The sequence below is a fragment of the Streptomyces yatensis genome, from assembly GCF_018069625.1.
GTDB lineage: Bacteria > Actinomycetota > Actinomycetes > Streptomycetales > Streptomycetaceae > Streptomyces > Streptomyces yatensis.
In genome coordinates, this window is record NZ_CP072941.1 from 1,743,622 (window position 1) to 1,763,048 (window position 19,427).

18 protein-coding genes and 2 pseudogenes are annotated in these 19,427 nt (G+C 69.8%); 11 read left to right on the forward strand and 9 right to left on the reverse strand.

Features of this window, described 5'->3' with window-relative positions; genetic code table 11:
- Nucleotides 1–129: 129 nt before the first annotated feature.
- Nucleotides 130–582, reverse strand: a complete 453-nt coding sequence (locus J8403_RS06565; protein ID WP_211122310.1) for a DUF4442 domain-containing protein — start codon at nucleotides 580–582, stop codon at nucleotides 130–132.
- Nucleotides 583–677: 95 nt separating this feature from the next.
- Here J8403_RS06565 and J8403_RS06570 point away from each other — a divergent pair, with 95 nt between their 5' ends.
- Both J8403_RS06570 and J8403_RS06575 read left to right on the forward strand, forming a co-directional pair.
- Complete coding sequence (locus J8403_RS06570; protein ID WP_211122311.1) at nucleotides 678–1,832, forward strand: DUF8017 domain-containing protein; 1,155 nt, start codon at nucleotides 678–680, stop codon at nucleotides 1,830–1,832.
- A gap of 75 nt (nucleotides 1,833–1,907) precedes the next feature.
- Nucleotides 1,908–3,209: an MFS transporter gene (locus tag J8403_RS06575; RefSeq protein ID WP_211122312.1), complete on the forward strand. Its 1,302-nt coding sequence runs from the start codon at nucleotides 1,908–1,910 to the stop codon at nucleotides 3,207–3,209.
- On the opposite strand, the gene J8403_RS06580 is transcribed toward J8403_RS06575, so the two are convergent.
- A complete protein-coding gene (locus J8403_RS06580; protein ID WP_211122313.1) occupies nucleotides 3,196–4,041 on the reverse strand; it encodes a spermidine synthase in 846 nt (281 codons plus the stop codon). The two genes, J8403_RS06575 and J8403_RS06580, sit on opposite strands and share 14 nt — an antisense overlap.
- 84 nt (nucleotides 4,042–4,125) lie before the next feature.
- Nucleotides 4,126–5,307, reverse strand: coding sequence for an elongation factor Tu (gene tuf, locus J8403_RS06585; protein WP_211122314.1), 1,182 nt, complete (start codon nucleotides 5,305–5,307; stop codon nucleotides 4,126–4,128).
- A 559-nt stretch (nucleotides 5,308–5,866) separates the two neighbouring features.
- Here tuf and J8403_RS06590 point away from each other — a divergent pair.
- Nucleotides 5,867–6,625, forward strand: a complete 759-nt coding sequence (locus J8403_RS06590) for a TVP38/TMEM64 family protein (protein ID WP_211122315.1) — start codon at nucleotides 5,867–5,869, stop codon at nucleotides 6,623–6,625.
- Nucleotides 6,626–6,655: 30 nt separating this feature from the next.
- Here J8403_RS06590 and J8403_RS06595 read toward each other — a convergent pair whose 3' ends face one another.
- Nucleotides 6,656–8,161, reverse strand: a complete 1,506-nt coding sequence (locus tag J8403_RS06595; protein ID WP_211122316.1) for an MFS transporter — start codon at nucleotides 8,159–8,161, stop codon at nucleotides 6,656–6,658.
- Between the two features lie 294 nt (nucleotides 8,162–8,455).
- On the opposite strand from J8403_RS06595, the gene J8403_RS06600 reads away from it, so the two are divergent.
- Complete coding sequence (locus J8403_RS06600; protein ID WP_211122317.1) at nucleotides 8,456–9,328, forward strand: undecaprenyl-diphosphate phosphatase; 873 nt, start codon at nucleotides 8,456–8,458, stop codon at nucleotides 9,326–9,328.
- 345 nt (nucleotides 9,329–9,673) lie between these two features.
- Here the strand turns inward: J8403_RS06600 and J8403_RS06605 are convergent, their stop codons facing one another.
- Nucleotides 9,674–10,321, reverse strand: a complete 648-nt coding sequence (locus J8403_RS06605) for an HAD family hydrolase (protein ID WP_211122318.1) — start codon at nucleotides 10,319–10,321, stop codon at nucleotides 9,674–9,676.
- A 41-nt stretch (nucleotides 10,322–10,362) separates the two neighbouring features.
- Entirely contained in the window at nucleotides 10,363–10,986 is a 624-nt protein-coding gene (locus J8403_RS06610) for a flavin reductase family protein (protein ID WP_211122319.1), read from the reverse strand.
- Between the two features lie 125 nt (nucleotides 10,987–11,111).
- On the opposite strand from J8403_RS06610, the gene J8403_RS06615 reads away from it, so the two are divergent.
- From J8403_RS06615 to J8403_RS06630, 4 genes are all read left to right on the forward strand, one after another.
- On the forward strand, nucleotides 11,112–12,770 hold the full coding sequence (locus J8403_RS06615) for a recombinase family protein (protein ID WP_211122320.1): 1,659 nt from the start codon (nucleotides 11,112–11,114) through the stop codon (nucleotides 12,768–12,770).
- Between the two features lie 1,154 nt (nucleotides 12,771–13,924).
- Entirely contained in the window at nucleotides 13,925–14,227 is a 303-nt protein-coding gene (locus J8403_RS06620) for a hypothetical protein (protein WP_211122321.1), read from the forward strand.
- A gap of 34 nt (nucleotides 14,228–14,261) precedes the next feature.
- On the forward strand, nucleotides 14,262–14,645 hold the full coding sequence (locus J8403_RS06625; RefSeq protein WP_211122322.1) for a BlaI/MecI/CopY family transcriptional regulator: 384 nt from the start codon (nucleotides 14,262–14,264) through the stop codon (nucleotides 14,643–14,645).
- Nucleotides 14,646–14,653: 8 nt separating this feature from the next.
- Nucleotides 14,654–15,583: a M56 family metallopeptidase gene (locus J8403_RS06630; protein WP_211122323.1), complete on the forward strand. Its 930-nt coding sequence runs from the start codon at nucleotides 14,654–14,656 to the stop codon at nucleotides 15,581–15,583.
- Nucleotides 15,584–15,669: 86 nt separating this feature from the next.
- Here J8403_RS06630 and J8403_RS43490 read toward each other — a convergent pair whose 3' ends face one another.
- Nucleotides 15,670–15,969, reverse strand: coding sequence for an ArsR/SmtB family transcription factor (locus tag J8403_RS43490; protein ID WP_246585726.1), 300 nt, complete (start codon nucleotides 15,967–15,969; stop codon nucleotides 15,670–15,672).
- Nucleotides 15,970–16,048: 79 nt separating this feature from the next.
- Nucleotides 16,049–16,556 (reverse strand): annotated as a pseudogene (locus J8403_RS43495) (tellurite resistance TerB family protein).
- Between the two features lie 255 nt (nucleotides 16,557–16,811).
- Between J8403_RS43495 and J8403_RS06640 the strand changes: the two are divergent.
- The 3 genes and pseudogenes from J8403_RS06640 to J8403_RS06650 all read left to right on the forward strand — a co-directional run.
- Nucleotides 16,812–17,069 (forward strand): annotated as a pseudogene (locus J8403_RS06640) (TerD family protein); the annotation flags it as partial.
- 249 nt (nucleotides 17,070–17,318) lie between these two features.
- Nucleotides 17,319–17,930 carry an ATP-binding protein gene (locus J8403_RS06645; RefSeq protein ID WP_246585727.1) on the forward strand — a complete coding sequence of 204 codons (612 nt, stop codon included), beginning with the start codon at nucleotides 17,319–17,321 and terminating at the stop codon, nucleotides 17,928–17,930.
- Nucleotides 17,931–18,045: 115 nt separating this feature from the next.
- Nucleotides 18,046–18,969 (forward strand): ion transporter, encoded by a 924-nt coding sequence (locus J8403_RS06650; protein ID WP_211122325.1) that lies wholly within the window; start codon nucleotides 18,046–18,048, stop codon nucleotides 18,967–18,969.
- A 94-nt stretch (nucleotides 18,970–19,063) separates the two neighbouring features.
- On the opposite strand, the gene J8403_RS06655 is transcribed toward J8403_RS06650, so the two are convergent.
- The gene (locus J8403_RS06655; RefSeq protein ID WP_425519755.1) at nucleotides 19,064–19,327 is read right to left on the reverse strand and encodes a twin-arginine translocase TatA/TatE family subunit; all 264 of its coding nucleotides are present in this window, start codon (nucleotides 19,325–19,327) and stop codon (nucleotides 19,064–19,066) included.
- Nucleotides 19,328–19,427: the final 100 nt, after the last annotated feature.

Genomic DNA, 19,427 nt, shown 5'->3' on the forward strand with positions numbered 1-19,427 from the left:
CGATCGCTTCCCGGCGTGCGCCGGACGGGAGCGCGGCGCACCCCGGGAAGACTACTCAATCGGCACGCGGTCGCCATCATCCCCAGGTCGTGCTCCCGCTCGCGTCGAGTCCGGCGAAGGGATGACCGCTCAGGACTGGGGACGTAGGGTCCACACGATGGACATCTCGCCGGTGACGGCGCCGTCCTCCCGGGTGATCGCGACGTTCACCGGGAATTCGGGGCGCTTCCCCGCGTCCAGCTCGGCGACCACCTCGGCGGCGGTCCGGCCGAGGGTGGCGGTCGCGGTGACCGGACCCTTGGCGAGCTTCTTGTAGCCGATCTCGGCACGCACGGCCAGCGGTACGGCGCGGCCGAGCTGATCGCTGAACGCCGCCAGCACGATCGCGCCGCTCGCGGACTCGGCCAGGGTGAACATCGCGCCCGCGTGGGGGCCGCCGACGTGGTTGTGGAAGTCGGACTGGTCGGGCAGGCGCAGCACCGCGCGCTCGGGCGACGCCTCGATGAACTCCAGGTTCAGGGTGCGCACCATGGGAACCGTGGCGGCGAGCATCTCACCGACGGAAGGCTGAGTTTCTGACATGCCACGGAAGTTACCACCCAGTAGAAAACGGCGGAAGGGGCGGTTCACGGGGCAGCCGTAGCAGCCGTCGTCGGCCCCCTCTATCGTTACTCGCCATGTGGCCAGGACAGCAGCCGCCCGGGGGCGAGCAGAACAACCCGCAAGGTCAGAACCCCTATCAGCAGCCGGGGTACCAGCAGCCGGGATACGACCAGTCCAACCCGTATCAGCAGCCGGGATACCAGCAGCCGAATCCCTATCAGCAGCCTCCTCAGCAGCAGCCGGGACAGCCCGGTCAGCCGGAGCAACCGGGGTACGGGCAGCAGCCGGGTTACGGCCAGCCGCAGCAGCCCGGGTACGGCCCGCCACAGGGTCCGCCGCAGCCGACCGGCCAGCAGTGGGGCGCTCCGTCCGGCCCGCCCGGCGCACCGCAGCCGCCGCGCGACAACAAGAAGCGCACGACGACCATCGCCATCGTCGCGGCGATCGCGGTCGTCGCGGCCGCCGCCATCACCGGTGCGCTGGTCCTGGGCAAGGACGACAGCGACGGCGGTGACGAGTCCAAGGGAAAGGACAAGACGCCCGCCGTCTCCTCGTCCGCCCCGACCTCCGACGAGCCGACCGAGGACCCGGGCGGCGGCGGTGCGGACAACCCGCGCGCCGGCGGTGACGCCACCGACGTCAAGGCGGTCATACCCGGCTGGAAGCCGGTCGTCAGCCCCAAGCGGCACAACGCCTTCGACGTCCCCCCGGAGTGGACGGTCGAATCGCCGGGGCTGAGCACCGGTTTCGAGGACGACAAGGGCAAGCCGCTCGTTGTCATGTCCGCTCCGGCCAGGTACAAGAAGGACTACTGCTCGGTCAAGGACAAGGACGGCTACGTCAACAAGAGCCACGCCGCCGGAGCGGGCTCCAAGGGTGCGCAGGGCGCGAAGAACGAGGCGTCGGCCGCCAAGGTCGAGGCCGAGAACTGGGTCTTCGCCGCCTTCGACCAGGACCAGACCGGGACCCGCAAGGTCACCGACGCCAAGAAGTTCACCAGCGCCCACGGCCTCAAGGGCTACACCGCCTCGGCCACCGTCACCGGGGTGAAGAAGACCGACAAGTGCACCACCGACGGCAAGTCCGTCACGGTGACCTACACGGACACCAACGGTGACTTCGCGACGTGGGTCCTCTACTCCGTCAAGGGCACCAAGGAAGAGGTCCCGGACGCCACGATCAAGAAGATCATGAGTTCGCTGCGGCCGGTGAAGTCGGAGGTCTCCTGACCACCGCCTGACCACCGGTGACGGCGGCCGGAATACGGTTGGACGCCGGGGCCCGCCCCCAGGGATAGTCCCGATGTGACGACTCCTCCGGCCCCGGGCCTCCGATCGCGCCGCCCCGCGTGGGCCGGCCGCAACTACACCCTGCTGACCGCCGCCGCCGTGGTGACGGGCCTCGGGAACGCCGGAGCCCTCATCGCGGCGGCGTTCGCGGTGCTGGAGGCCGGTGGGGACGGCGGCGACGTCGGGCTGGTGGCGGCGGCCCGCACGGTTCCGCTGGTGGTCTTCCTGCTGATCGGCGGCGCGCTGGCGGACCGGCTGCCCCGCCACCGGGTGATGGTCGCCGCCAACAGCCTCAACTGCGCCTCGCAGGCGGTCTTCGCCGTGCTCGTCCTGTCCGGCGAGGCGCGGCTGTGGCAGATGGCCGTGCTCTCCGCGCTCGGCGGCACCGGGCAGGCGTTCTTCTCCCCCGCCGCCGAGGGCATGCTGCTCTCCAGCGTCACCGGCGAACAGGCGGCCCGCGCCTTCGCGCTGTTCCGGATGGGCATGAACGGTGCGCAGATCGGCGGGGCCGCGCTCGGCGGCGCGCTGATCGCGGTGGTCGGCCCCGGCTGGATGCTGGCCGTGGACGCCGCCGCGTTCGCGATCGCCGGTTCCCTGCGCGCCCTGCTCGACGTCAGCGCGGTGGCCGGGCGGAAACCCGGGGGCGGCATGCTGCGGGATCTGCGCGAGGGCTGGCACGAAGTCATCGGCCGTCCCTGGCTGTGGTCCATCATCGTGCAGTTCGCCGTCGTCAACGCCGTGGTGGGAGCGGCCGAGTCGGTGTTCGGCCCGCTGGTCGCCGAGGACCATCTGGGCGGCGCGCGGCCCTGGGGGTTCGCGCTCGCGGCGTTCGGCGCGGGCACCGTCCTGGGCGGTCTGCTGATGATGCGCTGGCGGCCGCGCCGACTGCTGCTCGCGGGCTCCTTGAGCATCCTGCCGCTCGCCCTGCCGGCGGCCGCGCTGGCCGTCCCGGTGGCGATTCCGGCCCTGGTCGTGGTGATGTTCCTGGTCGGGGTGTCGGTGGAGGTGTTCGGGGTGTCCTGGATGACCGCGCTGCACCAGGAGATTCCCGAGGACAAGCTGTCGCGGGTCTCGGCGTACGACTGGTTCGGCTCCGTCGCCATGGTGCCGGTCGCCACGGCGCTCGCGGGCCCGGCCGAGGAGGCGTTCGGCAGGTCGGCCTCGCTGTGGGGCTGTTCGGCGCTGATCCTGGCGCTGACGCTGGCGGTGCTGACGGTCCCGGACGTACGGCGGCTGCACCGACGCGAGAGCACGCCCGTCATCGAGGGCGGCCCCGCCGCCACGGACGCCGCCCCGGAGCCGGTCAGCCCACGCTGAACGCCCCGTCCGGCGGCTCGGGCGACGGTGTGGCGTCCTCGTCCCGTACCGGCGCCGCGCCGCCCATGAAACGCTCCAGCGCCGCCCCGTACTCGACCCTGGCCGGGAAGGCGTCCGCCGCCGCACGGCGGGCCAGCACGGCCACCGGCGGTTCGGACTGGGAGGCGACCAGTACGGCGTTGCCGAACCGGCGGCCGCGCAGCACGGACGGCTCGGCGATCAGGGCGAGATGCGCGAACGCCGTGCGGTAGGTGGCCAGTTGGGAGCGGAGGAAGGCGAACGGCGCCCCGTCGGCCAGATTCGCCACGTACCACCCGCCCGGCCGCAGCGCCCTGGCCGCGGCGCGGGCGTATTCGACGGAGGTCAGATGTGCGGGCACCCGCGAACCGCCGAAGACATCCGCCACGATGACATCGGCGGACCCCTCGGGCGCGGACTCCAGCGCCGTCCGGGCGTCCTGCGGCCGCACCGTGATACCCGCCCCGGACGGCGCCGGAAGATGCTCGGCGACCAGCTCCAGCAGCCCCCGATCGGCCTCGATCACCACCTGGTGCGAGCCGGGGCGGGTGGCGGCCAGATAGCGGGGCAGCATCAGCGCCCCGCCGCCCAGGTGCAGAACGTCGAGCGGGTCGCCGGGATCGGCCGCCGCGTCCAGGACATGGGCGATCCGCCGCGCGTACTCGAATTCGAGATGGACCGGATCGTCCAGGTCGACGTACGACTGCGGGGCGCCGTCCACCGTGAGCAGCCAGGCGTGCGGGCGGTCCAGGTCCGGCATCAGCTTGGCGGTACCGCCGTCCACGGCGCGGCTTACGGGTATCGGCTCGTTCACCGTCTCATTGTGCCGTCACGGGCTCCTTGGCTCCCGCTCGCCCGCTTCCTGCTCGAGGAAGCGGGCGAGCGGGACCGCTGATCCTTACGGCTGGTCGAGCACGGTGGTCACCGTGCCCGCGCCCACCGTGCGGCCGCCCTCGCGGATCGCGAAGCCGAGGCCCGGCTCCAGCGGTACGGCGCGGCCAAGCTCGACCGTCATGGTGACGGTGTCACCGGGGCGCGCCACCGCCACGGGCCCGAGGTCCACGGCGCCGACCACATCGGCCGTGCGGAGGTAGAACTGCGGGCGGTAGCCGGTGGACACCGGGGTCCGCCGCCCGCCCTCGGCCGCCGACAGGACGTACACCCGCGCGGTGAACCGCCGCCTGGGTGCGAGGCTGCCGGGCGCCGCCACCACATCGCCGCGGCGCACCGCGTCCCGCGCCACCCCGCGCAGCAGCAGCGCGACATTGTCGCCCGCCTCGGCCGCCGCCATGGACTTGCCGAAGGTCTCCACCCCGGTGACCACCGTGGCCACCTCGGTGCCGGGCACCTCGACACGGTCGCCGACGCGTACCGTGCCGCGCTCGATGGCGCCGGTGACGACCGTGCCGCGTCCGGTGATGGTCAGCACGTTCTCCACCGGCAGCAGGAACGGGGCCCGGGTGAGGCGCACGGGCGTCGGCACATAGATGTCCACGGCGTCCAGCAGCGCCTCGATCGCCCCGGTCCACCGCGGGTCGCCGTCCAGCGCCCGCAGCCCGGAGACCCGTACGACGGGTGTGGTGTCGCCGGGATAGCCGTGTGCGGAGAGCAGCTCGCGCACCTCGAGCTCGACGAGGTCGGTGAGCTCGGGGTCGCCCGCGTCGGCCTTGTTGAGGGCCACCACGATGTGGTCGACGCCGACCTGACGGGCCAGCAGCACATGCTCGGCGGTCTGCGGCATCACCCCGTCGAGCGCGGAGACGACGAGGATCGCCCCGTCGATCTGGGCGGCCCCGGTCACCATGTTCTTGATGAAGTCGGCGTGGCCGGGCATGTCGACATGCGCGTAGTGGCGGGTCTCGGTCTCGTACTCGACATGCGCGATGTTGATGGTGATGCCGCGCGCGGCCTCCTCCGGCGCCCGGTCGATACGGTCCGCCGGTACGTAGGCGCCGCCGGTGCCGCGCTCGCTCAGCACCTTGGTGATGGCGGCGGTCAGCGTGGTCTTGCCGTGGTCGACATGGCCCATGGTGCCGATGTTCAGATGCGGCTTGGTGCGCACATAGGTCTGCTTGGACATGCGACGGTCTCTCCTCGTCAGCGGGGGTGGGAAGCGCGGACCCCAGAACCTCGCCGACCCTCCCCCTGGGGGATCCGTCGGAGTTGTCCGAGGAGGGTCAGCTTCGGGCGCCGTGGAGGCAGACGGCGGGAACGGCGGCGGGCGGATCCGTCGTGAGGGCGGCGACCGCGGCCGGAGCGAGAGAGGGGACGGCAGCCTTCGGCGCGTCCGCGACCGCGGACGTCGGCGTGAGGAAGGCGAGCCGGAACATGCTGTGATCTTCGCGCACTGTACGGTCCGCGTCGAATGGTTTTCGGTGCGTACGGGACCGGTGGGGCCGGTGGTCCGGGAGCGAACGCCCGGGGGCACAGGGATGGATGACCGGGCGTCCGGCCTGCTCGTTTCCGGTGTCCGGCCCGGGCCCGGCGCCTGGTCTTCGACCGTCCGCCGTCTGGTTTCGGACCGCCCGCCGACTGGTTTGAGACGGTCCGCCGACCCTCTGTCGACGGTCTGCCGACAATCGGACGACAACGCGACGACATCACGGCGCCCGCCCGGCTTGGTCGGTTACGCTCCACCGATGCTCGATGTCGCCGCACCGCCCGCGAAACCGGCCACGCGCCGCACCCGCGCCGTGCTCCTCTCGCCGTGGTCGCGGCTGGGGCTGCTCGCCGCGCTGCTCACGGGTTCCGCGATCGCGGTCTGGCTGTGGCAGCCGCAGCGGCTGCTGACCCACGGCTGGCCGGAGCTGTCGGGCGCGACGGCCGTGGTGCTGTTCACAGCCGCGTACGGAGTGGGCACCGCCGCCCTGGTGCCCCGGCCGCTGCTGAACCTGGCGGCCGGTGCGCTCTTCGGCATCCAGGCCGGGCTGGTCACGGCCGTCGGCGGCACGGTGATCGGCGCCGGGATCGCCTTCGGTCTCGGCCGGCTGCTGGGGCAGGACGCGCTGCGGCCGCTGCTGCGGGGCCGCTGGCTCACGGCGGCGGACCGGCAGCTGAGCCACCACGGGTTCCGGTCCATGCTGGCGATCCGGCTGTTCCCCGGCGTACCGTTCGCCGCCGCCAACTACTGCGCGGCCGTCTCACGGATGGGCTGGCCGTCGTTCCTGCTGGCCACGGGGCTGGGCAGTGTGCCGAACACCGCCGCGTACGTGGTCGCGGGCAGCCGCGCCACCACCCCCACCTCACCCGCCTTCCTCCTCGCGCTGGCCTTCATCACGGTGCCCGCCGTCGCGGGGGCGCTGGTGGCCTGGCGCAAACGCGGCCGGCTGCGGCCCGCGGGCCCCGGGGAGCGCCTCGCCGAGGATCCGGCCGCGGGCGGGACGCCGCCGTCGGCCTGACGAGCGGCGGACCGGAGGCGGGGGACCCGCTCAGCCGTCACCCGGTCCATGGGCGGCGGCGCGGGCGGACAGCGGCTCGGCGATGTCCTCGAGCGAGCGCTGTTCCGCCGGGATGGCGAGGAAGGCGGCGACGAGCCCGGCGGCGACCATGAGCGACGCCCCGATGGAGAAGGCCAGCGCGGTGTCGGCGACGACTCCGCTCTGCGTCAGATCCGCGAAGATCAGCGGACCGGTGATGCCTCCGGCCGCCGTGCCGATGGCGTAGAAGAAGGCGATGGCCAGGGCGCGCGTCTCCATCGGGAAGACCTCGCTGACCGTCAGGTACGCGGAGCTCGCACCGGCCGAGGCGAAGAAGAGGACCACGCACCAGCAGGCGGTCATCGTGGTCGCGCTGAGCCAGCCGTTGCCGAACATCCAGGCGGTGATGAACAGCAGCACACCGGAGAGGATGTAGGTCCCCGAGATCATCGGGCGACGGCCGACCGTGTCGAAGAGCCTGCTCAGCAGGGCCGGCCCGAGGAAGTTGCCGAAGGCGATGACCGCGAAGTAGTAGCCGGTGTCGCCGCTGGGCACATCGAAGAACTGCACCAGGATCGAGCCGAAGCCGAAGGTGATGGCGTTGTAGAGGAACGCCTGCCCGATGAAGAGGGCCAGCCCCAGGACCGCGCGCCGGGGATACGCCCGGAAGAGCGTCCGGGCGATCTCGATGAAGCCGGTGCTCTTCCGCGTCTTGATGGTGATGGCCTTGTCCGGCTCGGGCAGGCGCCGCCCGGTCTCTTCCTCGATCCGCCGTTCGGCCTCCGCGACCAGTTCCTCCGCGCCCTCCGGCCGGCCGTGGATGAACATCCAGCGCGGGCTCTCCGGGACGTTCCGGCGCACCAGCAGGATGACCAGGCCGAGAACGACGCCGAGGGCGAAGGTGAGCCGCCAGCCGACGTTGAGCGCGAAGAAATGCGTGTTGAGCATCAGCACGGAGAGCAGCGAGCCGCCCATCGCGCCGAGCCAGAAGCTCCCGTTGATGACCAGATCGACGCGGCCCCGGTACCTGCTGGGGATCAGCTCGTCGATCGCGGAGTTGATGGCCGCGTACTCCCCGCCGATGCCGAAGCCGGTGAGGAAGCGGAAGAGGAAGAACCACCAGGCGGAGAAGGCGATGGCGGTGAGCGCGGTGGCGGCCAGATAGACCCCGAGTGTGATGAGGAAGAGCTTCTTGCGGCCGTAGCGGTCGGTGAGCCAGCCGAAGACCAGCGCCCCGGTGCAGGCCCCGGCCACATAGAGGGCCGCCGCGACGCCGGTGACCTGCGCGTCGGTGATGGGCAGCCCGCTGCCGGGCTCGGAGAGGCGGCTGGCGATATTGCCGACGACGGTCACTTCGAGACCGTCCAGGATCCATACGGTGCCGAGGCCGATCACGATCATCCAGTGCCAGCGCGACCAGGGCAGCCGGTCCAGCCGTGCCGGGACCTTGGTGGTGATCGTCCCGCCGGGCCCGTCCCCTCGGCCTCCCTGTCCTCCGTCGTGCCCGATCGCGGTCATACGGTTCGGCTCCTCGGCTGTTCAGGCTGTTCACAGCTGTCCACGGCTGATCCTCACCAGGGCGCCCGCGACCGGGCGGCCGAGCGCCGAGTACCCAAGGTCGAAGCGATGAACCGATGGTCCGACCGGGCCCTTGATGGGCCACGCACCCGGGGACGCTACGCTGCCCACACCCGGCAGTTGATCCTCGACCGCCGGCTTCCCACCGACCACCCCGCCTGAATCGGTCACGCCTGGCCATCTCTGGCCAGAAACCGATCAGCGCACGATCAGCCTCTGGATAGCGAAGACTCAATGTCGTGGTTTGAATCATTCATCCTCGGGCTGGTCCAGGGGTTGACTGAGTTTCTTCCGATCTCCTCCAGCGCCCATCTGCGGCTCACGGCCGCGTTCGCCGGCTGGAACGACCCTGGGCCAGCGTTCACCGCGATCACCCAGATCGGCACGGAGCTCGCGGTGCTCATCTACTTCCGCAAGGACATCGTCAACATCGTGTCGGCCTGGTTCCGCTCCCTCTTCAGCAAGGAGTGGCGCGGCAACCACGACGCCCAGATGGGCTGGCTGGTGATCGTCGGCTCACTGCCCATCGGCGTGCTCGGGCTCACCCTGCAGGACGCGATCGAGGGTCCGTTCCGCGATCTGCGGCTCATCGCCACGACCCTCGTGGTCATGGGCCTGGTCCTGGGCTTCGCGGACCGGCGCGCGGCGCGCGATGAGTCCGGCGGCCGGCATCGCGTCGCCAACCAGCGCAAGACGCTGAAGGAGCTGAGCATCCGGGACGGCCTCATATTCGGCGTCTGCCAGGCGATGGCGCTGGTGCCGGGCGTCTCCCGGTCCGGCGCGACCATCAGCGGCGGACTGCTCATGGGCTACACCCGCGAGGCGGCGGCCCGCTACTCCTTCCTTCTCGCGGTGCCGGCGGTACTGGCCTCGGGCGTCTTCGAGCTGAAGGACGCGTCCGAGGGGCATACGGCGTGGGGCCCGACGATCTTCGCGACCGTCATCGCCTTCGTCGTCGGCTATGTCGTCATCGCGTGGTTCATGAAGTTCATTTCCAGCAAGAGCTTCATGCCGTTCGTGATCTACCGGATTCTGCTGGGCATCGCGCTCTTCGCACTGGTGGGCCTCGGTGTGCTGAGCGCCCACGCGGCCGAGTCGGCGGGCTGACGCGCTTCTCCGCACGGACAGGGATCCACGGACAGGGATCCATCCACGGACAGGGATCCACGGGCAGGGATCCACGGACAGGGATCCACGGACAGGGATCCATCCACGGACAGGGATCCCCACAGACAGGGAGATGGGCCGCCGGCCGAGGAGGGAGGAGTCCGGCGGCCCCTTCGCTCAGGTCTGGCGCCCCCTGAGCGGCATGGGACGAGTCAATCGCTCTGCAGGGCACCCGGGAAGGGTGTGCGGTAGATATATGCAAGCACTCGCATCACACCGGGTGTGAATTCCTCACCCAGCGCACGCCCCTGCCCTGAGCCGGCGGGCCGGCCGCCACCAGGGCGGTCACACCGACGATTCGGTGACGATCTCCACCAGCTGACTCAACGAGTCGATCCGCCAGTCCGCCAGCGCCGCGTCGGCGGTATCGGCCCACAGATACGCCCACGGGCCCCGGCGGATATGCGCGGCCCGCAGCCCGGCGGCCTTCGCCGGCCGGATGTCGAAGGCCGGATAGTCACCCACGTACAACGTGTCCCCCGGCGCGGCCCCGCCGAGCTCCAGCACCCGCCGGAAGAACTCCGGATCGGGCTTGGCGACCCCCCACTCGCTGGACGTCGCCACGGCATCGACCGGAAGCCGCAGCTCCCGCAGCAGCTCACCCGCCCGCAGCGTCTGGTTCCCGGCCAGGACCACCCGCAGCCCCGACTCCCGCAGCGCGCCGAGCGCGGCCCGCACATCGGGGTAGACGTCGGAGTCGTCCAGCCACTCCCCCCGCCCCGCCGCCTCCCGCGCCCGCCACTCGGCGTCGACGTCCACGCCCGGCCGCACCAGACGGATCGCGTCCTTGTCGTCCCACCCCTGCGCGACGACGGCCCCCACCAGCGCGGACAGGGTGTGCCGCGGCACCCCGAGCCAGTCGGCCCAGGAACCCCAGTAGCGGTCCTCGCGGACGAGGGTCGAGCCGACGTCGAACACGACGCTCTCGATCACCGCGACCCCTTCCTCCGGCCCCCTCCTCCGGCCCCTGCCCCTCACACCTTCTCGGGCCCCTGGCCCTCCCAGTCCGCGTAACGGATCCGGGCGAGGTCCAGCACGTCACCGACCGTGCCCCACTCGTTCTTCCCCAGCCGGGACAGCGGCCGCAGCCTGGTGATCTCCGCATGCCCGTCGACCATCACCGCGTCGTCGATCGCGGCATGCACCACCCGCCCGAAGACCACCGTCGAATTGCCGAGCCCCATCGTGCTGTGCACCACGCACTCCAACGCCACCGGCGACCCCGCCACCCGAGGCGGCTTCACCCGCGCACTCGCCTCCTGCGCCACCCCCACCGCCTCGAACTCGCTCACCCCGTGCGGAAAGTCCGTCGCGGTCGCGTTGACCTGCTCGAACAGCCCCTCGGGCGCGAGGTTCACCACGAACTCCCCGGTCTCCTCGACGTTCCGCAGCGAGTCCTTACGCCCCACGGAGGTGAACTGCACGATGGGCGGAGCCACGGCAGCGACGGTGAAGAACGAGTGCGGGGCGAGGTTCGGAGAACAGTTGTCTGGGCTGATCGTCGAAACCCAAGCGATCGGTCGAGGCACGACGACCGAGGTCAGCAGCTTGTAGAAGGGGGTGGAGCCCATGGTCTCGGGATCGAAGTCGATACGCATGCGCCCCAGTATCCGCTGGCCGCGGCGACGCATCCTAGCGACGGCCCACGGTCTCACCCAGCCCCTGAGTTCCACGGAAGGTGCCCGGTGTCGGAAGACACGACCATCCGGAGCTGAGCACCACCATGTCCGTCCTGTCCCTGTGGGACGACCTCCAGATCCCACCCCAGGCCCACCGCAGCCGCGTCACCCTCAACCTGTACGACCAGCTCTCCGCGTACATTCCCAAGCGACCCGGCGCCTACCTGCGGATCTCTTCCGACCGCTTCGGGCTCGAGGCAGGCGTCGACCGCCAGCAAGAAGACGCCGAGGACACCCGCCAGCGCCTGGGTTGGGGCCCCTTCGCCAAGATCTACAAGGAGAACGACACCTCCGCCTTCAAGAAGCGCAAGGTGATCCGGGACGACGGCTCGATCGACTGGGTGGTCATCCGTCCGAAGTTCCGCGAACTCCTGGCTGATCTGGCCAGCGGTGTCATCGACGGAGTGGTCTTCTACGACCTGGACCGCCTGGTCCGCCAGCCCAGGGACCTCGAAGACCTGATCGACATCGTCGAGTACGTCCAGCGACCGGCCGTAGGCGCAACCGGCGGCCGGATGAACCTGATCAACGACAGCGACCGGCACATGGCCCGAATGATGTGCGTGATGGCGCTGAAGTCCTCCGAGGACACCTCACGCCGCGTCGCCCGCCTCCACCTCGCCTGTGCCCAGGCCGGCAGGGTCCAGGGCCGCATCGCCTACGGCTGGGTCCGCAAGGGACCGGACAAGGGCACGCGCATTCCCGACGAGGCACGAGTCGTCGTCGACATCTTCGACGACTGCCTCACCGGCGAGACCTCATACAGCATCGCCACCAAACTCAACCGGAACGGCGTCAAGCCACCCGCGGCGAAGCTCTGGTCCTCCAACATGATCAATAAGATGCTGCGGAACCCCCGGTACGCAGGCATGGTCTCCTACGCCGGTAAGCACCGGATCGACCCGGCACTGGCCTGGGACGGATGGTCCCGAGTGCTCTTCGATGAGGACGGCCACCCACTGCTCGGCACCTGGGAACGCATCGTCGAACCCAAGGTCTGGTCACAGGTCCAGTTCGAACTCCAACTGCGCCGCCAGAACAGCGGCATCACCAAGGGCACAAGTCGCCCCTCGATCACCTGCCGATATCTTCTCTCCGGCATCCTCACGTGCGGACATTGCGGGAAGGGGCTTGTAGGGCACAGGTCGCGGGCGGAAGGGCGCCGCACCTATCGGTGTCCCCCGCTTGCCCATGGAGGGTGCGGCGGCACAAGCATCGCGGCAGACGCCGCTGAGGAGGCCGTCGAGCGCGCCATGATCGCCTTCCTGGAGAAGGCCATGAATACCGCGCTGGAAGACGAGCTGGGCACACCAGAGCAGCTCACCACCTTGCGCGCCACGCTCGAACACGAATCAACCCGCAAGCAGAATCTTCTGCGCCGCTGGACGGAAGGCGCCCTGAACGACACAGAGCTGACGGAGGAGGACTTCTTCGCCATGCTGTCCGGTCTCAACAAGAAGATCTCACGGCTCCGGGACGCGGTCACCGCCGCAGAGGGAACACCCACCCGCGAGGCCCCGAAGGCGGAACTGCTGAACGGTTGGCGCACTGGATCACTCCACCAGCGCCGAGCCCTGCTGAGGAGGTACCTGCACGGGATAGCCGTGCGGCCACCGATCAAGGCGAAGGCGTTCAACCGCAGCCACCTCGTCCAGGAACGGCTGCGTCCCCACTGGAAGTCCAGTGAGGAGATCGCAGCATAAGCGCTTTGCCCCCGGCTGACGACCCGGGGGCAAGGAGTTTCACACGCACATACGCTTGAGGAGGCTGCGCAGCCTGCGCGTTTCTCCAGCGTTCATCGAGGGGGCTTCCTCGAGAAATCGTCGAATCCATGCTTCCTGCCCAGGAGCCCCGAGCCTCCGAGCGGCCCCCAGCGGTTCATCAGGATCTGTCGCATTCACACAGGAGGTGACGAAACGAGGGACGTGGGAAGGCTCATCAGAAGTTTGCCCATCTCCACCACGCTCAACGTGTTCACAATTCATGGGGATCCGTTCTGTTAACGGCGGGGAGTGGTGCGTCGATGATGGCGGTGGTGTCCCGTTTTGGGTTGGCCGGTTCTTCCTGATAGTGGAGGCACACGTCTGAACGCGTACCAAACCGCCCAGTCCAGCCTGCCACTTCGACAGGGACCCCCTCGACGCGGTGCGACGAGATGACACCTTGGAGACCGCGGGCAGTTCAGGCCGACGGTTGGAATCTCCAAGCGTGACAATCACCGAGGCGTGTAGAAAAGCCGCCATGGATCCCGTCACCCCCGCCGCCGTCCGGGCCTCCGGGCCTCCGGGCCTCCGGGCCTCCGGGCCTCCGGGCCTCCGGGCCTCCGGGCCTCCGGGCCTCCGGGCCTCCGGGCCTCCGGGCCTCCGGGCCTCCGGGCCTCCGGGCCTCCGGGCCTCCGGGCCTCCGGGCCTCCGGGCCTCCGGGCCTCCGGGCCTCCGGGCCTCCGGGCCTCCGGGCCTCCGGGCCTCCGGGCCTCCGGGCCTCCGGGCCTCCGGGCCTCCGGGCCTCCGGGCCTCCGGGCCTCCGGGCCTCCGGGAGCATCGCCAGTGCCGTCCTCGGCCGCAACCGCTCCATAGGTATAGCCCGCATCGGCAGCGCCGAAGACCGTGCCCAGGCTTACCACCGCTTCATGGAAGCCGCGCAGCGGTGCACATTCACCATATTCGAGTACTTCTTGCGCCGGAGAGAGGCCACCCGTCCATCCCTGCTTCGGCAGCCTATCTGGCGCCTGTACCGTCATCGGTCTGCTGAGGGCGCCCGCACAAGGATGATGCAGGCCCAAGTTGAACTCCACGCTGTCCTGATGAGGGTGTATTTGTGCGCGCCAGCCCCGGTACGAGAAGCAGCGCAGAACGTGATGGGCGCACTTCACCGCTTCGAGGACCGCCCGGACGACTACATCAGCGTGTTCACAGATCACACCGAGGCGCAGGTGGACTTTTTGTTTGCCGCTCGACACGACCTGGCTTACAACCCCAAGCCCTGGCAGTTCCTACGGAAGCTGCGCGAACGCCGCTACCGGAAGCAGGCCGAGCAGCGATACGCCGACATCATCGACGGTTCCGCGCCGGTCTCGGACTTCGTACGCGACGAACTGCGTCGGCGCGATAGAAAGAGGCCCGGGAGACAGGCCACCGACGCCCCACACCGCACGGCCTGATCACAGCCTGCTGACGCGAGTGGAGGGTGGCGGGGTGAGAGACCAGGAGCACGGCGGACGGCGCGGTCAGGGCGAGCTGGAGTCGCAGGTGCTGGCGACTCTGCACGAGGCGCCGGGGCCGGCGAGCACGACATGGGTCCAGGAGCGACTCGGCGGTACTCTCGCCTACACCACCGTGATCACCATTCTCACGCGGCTACTGGCCAAGGGGGCAGTGACTCGGAAGAAGTCGGGCCGGTCGTTCGTCTGGACCCCGACCGCCGACGAAGCGGGCTTGGCGGCTTTGAGGATGCGGCGGTTGCTGGACGGGGAGAGTGACCGCGAGGCTGTGCTCGCCAGCTTCGTGACCGGCCTGCCGCCGCAGGATGAGCAGGTATTGCGGGGCCTGTTGGAGCAGGCCCGGGAAGCCGAGGAGTAGAGGAGCTCATGGGGGTCTTCGTCTTCCTGCCGCTGGTGCTGCCTCTAACGGCGTGGCCTATCGCCCGCCTGGCGGAGCAGCATCTGCACCCACGTGCGGCGACCTGGCTGCTGTCGGCGGTCGCGGGGGTGTTCGCGGTGTGCAGCACGCTGTGTCTGGCGCTGTTGATGGTGGTCGGCACCGCGCAATTGCCCGGCAACCCGCTGCCGGACGGCTGGTCGGACAAGGAGGTGCGCGAGGCCGTCCCGTACGACGAGGTGGCGGGCAAGGCCGCCATCCCCGCTCTGCTCTCCGTACTCGCCGCGTGCGCACGGACGGTGTGGCGTCATCAGCGCGTACGGCGCCGCGCCGAGCGTGCGCTTGCGGGTCTACCCGCCACGCCGGTGGCGGTGCTGCGCGACGAACTGCCGTATGCCTACGCGCTGCCGGGCAGACGTGACCGGGTCGTGGTGAGTACCGGGATGCTCACCGGGCTGGATTCGGCCGAGCGCCGGGCACTGTTCGCTCACGAGCGCGCGCATCTGGCCCGCCGCCACCATCGGTTCCTGCTCACCGTGCAACTCGCGGCGCGGGCCAACCCGTTCCTGCGCCCGCTGCGGACCGCGGTCGCCTACACGGCCGAGCGGTGGGCGGACGAGGAGGCGGCCCAAGCGGTCGGCAGCCGGCGCACCGTAGCGCTGGCGGTGGGCAGGTCCGCGCTGATCTCCCGCGGGGCGCCGGTCGCCACGCTGGCGGGTTTCGCAGTCATGGGACCGGTGCCGCGCCGGGTGGCCGCTCTGCTGGGTCCGGCCCCCGCCGGGCGCGTCTGGCCCCCCGTTTTCACGGCGGTGGGTCTGGCCGCATGGGGGGCCGCTATGGGTACCACGGCGTCGGCGCTCTCCTCGGCGAACTCGGCGGTCACGCTGTTCGTCATCCTGCACGCGGCCACCCCGGTCTAGCCAGGCAGGCATGCGCCGCACCGCTGGATCTGCCCGCTGTGTGCAGCAATCGTGGGCAGGTCGGGAGGCCGACCGCTCGTCATGCGCTAGCCCTGGGTAACAGGGGTGTCCTGCGGTTCGGAGGGGGCGAGGAGATAGGAATGGAGCTGGCCGAGCATTTCGGCGATGCCTTCCCGGTCGGCGCGGTAGCGGACCAATTTGCCGCTGCGCGTCGACTGGAGCAGGCCGCCGCGCCGGAGGACCGCGAGGTGCTCGGAGGTGGTCGACGGGCCGAGCCCGGCGCGCTCGGCAACCTCACCGACGGTCAGTTCCTCCCCGTCGCGAAGTGTGCGAAGAGCCTCTGGCGGTTCCGCTGGCCAGCACCTTGAGGAAGACCTGGAGGTCATCGCCGGGTACGGCGGCCTCGGGCCGTATCGCCCGCCCCGTACCGAAGTCCGCCCGCCCGGACACCCGCTCGCCGGCCGCCTATGGGAGCTCGTCCGGGGCCCGGTACGGGCGGGGGACGCGGAGCGGCCGGTACAGATCGAACTCGGCCGGGGGGGATGTCCAGGGCTGAGCAAGCCTCGCGGACGACGTCCCGTTCGCTCTCGTCGAAGTAGCCGTCGGCGCAACTGATGACGTTGCCGATCTAGACGACGGCCCGCGCCTCGGCGGGCCTCCGCTTCGCCTTGCCGATCTCCCGCATGGCGCTCGCCGTCCCGAGGGCGAAGTCCGTGGTGAGCTCGTCGAGGTGGTCCTCGAAGCGGCGGTGCAGATCATCCGGTGGGAAGTTCTGGAGCACGTCGTTGGTGGCGATGAGCTGGGCGACGCACTGCCGCTCGGACGGGTCGATCGTGCCGTCCGCCGCCGCCACCAAGGCGCACATGGCCATGCTCGCGTCCCGGAACGCCGCGCTCTGCAACTCATGCTTTTTCGCCGTGAGCTGAGCCTGCATCGTCTGAACCGAGTCTTTGAGGCGGTCCCACAGCGTCATCTGCATCTCCTTCTCAGTAGTACCTCCATTGTGGGGAGAAAACAGAATCTACAGATTTGTAGAGCCCCTCGCGGGCCGCAGCGGCACCCTCGCTTCCCCTGGCTTCAAATGATCGGTTGCGGCGCACCCACGCTTCTACAGTGCTGTAGATTTACGGCCGGATCCGGCAGTGGCGACAGCAGAAACCTACTTCTGCGAGCGTTCACGCCTGCCCACCCCGTGTGTTGGTCACCTGAACCCCAGGAGCTGTGCCCTGTGACTGTGAGCCTGTCCAAAGGCGGCAATCTCTCCCTCACCCGCTCCCAGCCCGGCATCGCCAGCGTCGTCGCGGGCCTCGGCTGGAAGGTGAACACCGGCCCCGGGGACGTGGACCTCGATGCGAGCGCCCTCGTACTGGGGGCAGACGGCCGGGTCCTGTCGGACCAGCACTTCGTCTTCTTCAACAACCGGGCAACTCCCGAAAACGCCGTTCGGCACACCGGTGACAACAGGACCGGCGAGGGTGAGGGAGATGGTGGGCATCGCCAAGGACTACGGCGTCAATGTGTGAGAGCCTCCAGCCGCTGACGTGACACTGCGGTGCGGTCACACCGCGACCACCTGGCGAATCGCCGGTTGGTCATACCTACGGGTTGCCCAACCGTTCACACAACGCTGCGGTCACTGACCGCGGAATAAGAGGCATCCGTGAGCACGGTCGACGAGGTGGGCACAACGGCACCACGGAGCCGTTGGCCAGGCAGATGTCTTCGGCCGCAGGGCATGGTCGACCTGCGCGGGAGGGAGGACGCCCCCGCCGTCCTGGTCTACCCGGCCAACGCCGTGGTGGTCGTCTCCGGCCTGCCCGGAAGCGGGAAGAGCACGTTGATGGAACGCTGGTCCAATGCGGCGCCCGCCATCGATCCGAGGGCGGTCCGCCTCGCATGCGAGGCGGCCATGCCCGATTGGCTGCCGTACGGCGTATACCGACCCTGGGCTCGACTCAGGCATTTCCAATGGCTGCGTCGGCGGATTCGCCGCATGTCCCCGCTGCTGGTGCACGACTGCGGCAGCCGACCCTGGCTCCGTCGGTGGCTGGCCCGGCACAGCCGGCGGGAGCAACGGGAGCTGCACGTGGTGCTCTTGGACGTGGGGGTGGACGAGGCGCTGACGGGGCAGAAGGCGCGGGGCCGGTGGGCTCCACCATGCGTCTTCGCCCGGCACCAGCGGGGTCTTGACCGCCTGCTGCGCGCGGTGTCCGGGCCTGACACGGCATACCCGGACGACGCCGTGAGGCCGGTCCCCGAACCGGTGGCGGAAGCGGCTTCCATGGTTCTGCTCGACCGGATATCGCGAAAGCACGTGGGAGCAGCGGTGTTCGGCCTGTTGCCATAGGTGGTTACGGGGCAGCCTCGGGCGCGGGAGGTCGCGGCCGCGGACCAGGAATCTCCCTGCGCCATGCCCCGTCACCGCGGCTTCGGGTGGCAGCTCAGAATGTAGTGGAAGCGAGATGGTGGACGGTACTGTCGCGCCCAAGGTGCACGCCCTCGTGGAGGGTTCCCGCCGGGTCGTCGACTCGGGCTGGTTCGGTGTGGTGGTCTTCAGCGTCATCATGGCCAATGCCGCGGTCCTCGGCGTCGAGACGTACAGCGGCGTGGTGGAGGACTGGCACACTGAACTGAAGGCGCTGGAACACGGGTTCTTGGCGATCTTCACAGCCGAGATCCTTTTGCGGATAGTGGCCCACGGGGACCGGCCTGGGGACTTCTTCCGCGATCCCTGGAACCTGTTCGACGTGGCGGTCGTGGCGCTGGCCTTCCTGCCCGTCACACGCGAGAACGCGACGGTTCTGCGGCTGCTGCGCCTGGCACGGGTGCTGCGGGCCGCGCGGTTCCTGCCACAGATACGGGTGGTGATCACGGCCATCGGCAAGAGCCTGCCCGGCACCCTGAGTTTCCTGCTGGTCGGCACTCTGCTGCTGTATGTGTACGCCATGGTCGGCTGGGTGTTCTTCGCCGATGACGACCCGGAGCACTACGGCTCGATCGGTCGGGCTGTCCTGACGCTCTTCTTGCTCATCACCCTGGACGGGCTGGGGGACGCGGTACGGGCGGGACTGGAGATCTCCCGCTGGACCATCGTCTACTTCGCCTCGTTCGTGCTGCTGGGTTCGTTCGTCCTGGTGAACCTGCTCATCGGCGTTGTCATCAACTCCCTCGAGGAAGCCCGCGCCATGGAGGAAGCAGAGAAGGCCGAACCGCCGGGCCCCGCACCCATCGGACCCACTCCGGAGCCGCTGCGTGCAAGGATCGCGGCCGCCCGGCAGGCCCTGGACGACCTCGAAGCGGACTTGGGCACCACGCGCGGTGCCTGCCAATGTCTGGCGCCGGCCGACGAGGATGAGGGGCGACGGGCTCGCGTCCCGGGCGGATAGGCGCGGCGTAAGCCCCATGATGAGAACAGGCCGCACGATGACGTGCCGACCAGGCCACACCAGCGCCGTACCCGACCCGCCCCTCCTGGCGGAATCAGCGCGGTCCGGCGCCGCCGCTCCCGCTGCCCGGCTCGGTGTCCGTTGTCCGGGAGCTGATCACGTCGCCGGGCTGAGCCTGGATCACCCTCGGACCGGAGCGGTCCCGCTGACTGTCGTCATCGGATGCCATCGCCTTGGCTTCGCTCTTGAAGATACGGGCCGACTTGCCCATGGAACGGACCAGTTCGGGGAGCTTCTTGGCACCGATAACGACAATGACGACGATGAGGAGGAGGGCCAGCTCGCTTATCCCTAGCACGGGGGCCTGCTTTCTCCATGGATGGTGGGGTGGTGGCGTCGCAGCACGCCGAGACATCGCGGCGGGCCCTTTTGAACGCGGCTCTGGTGCTCGATGAACC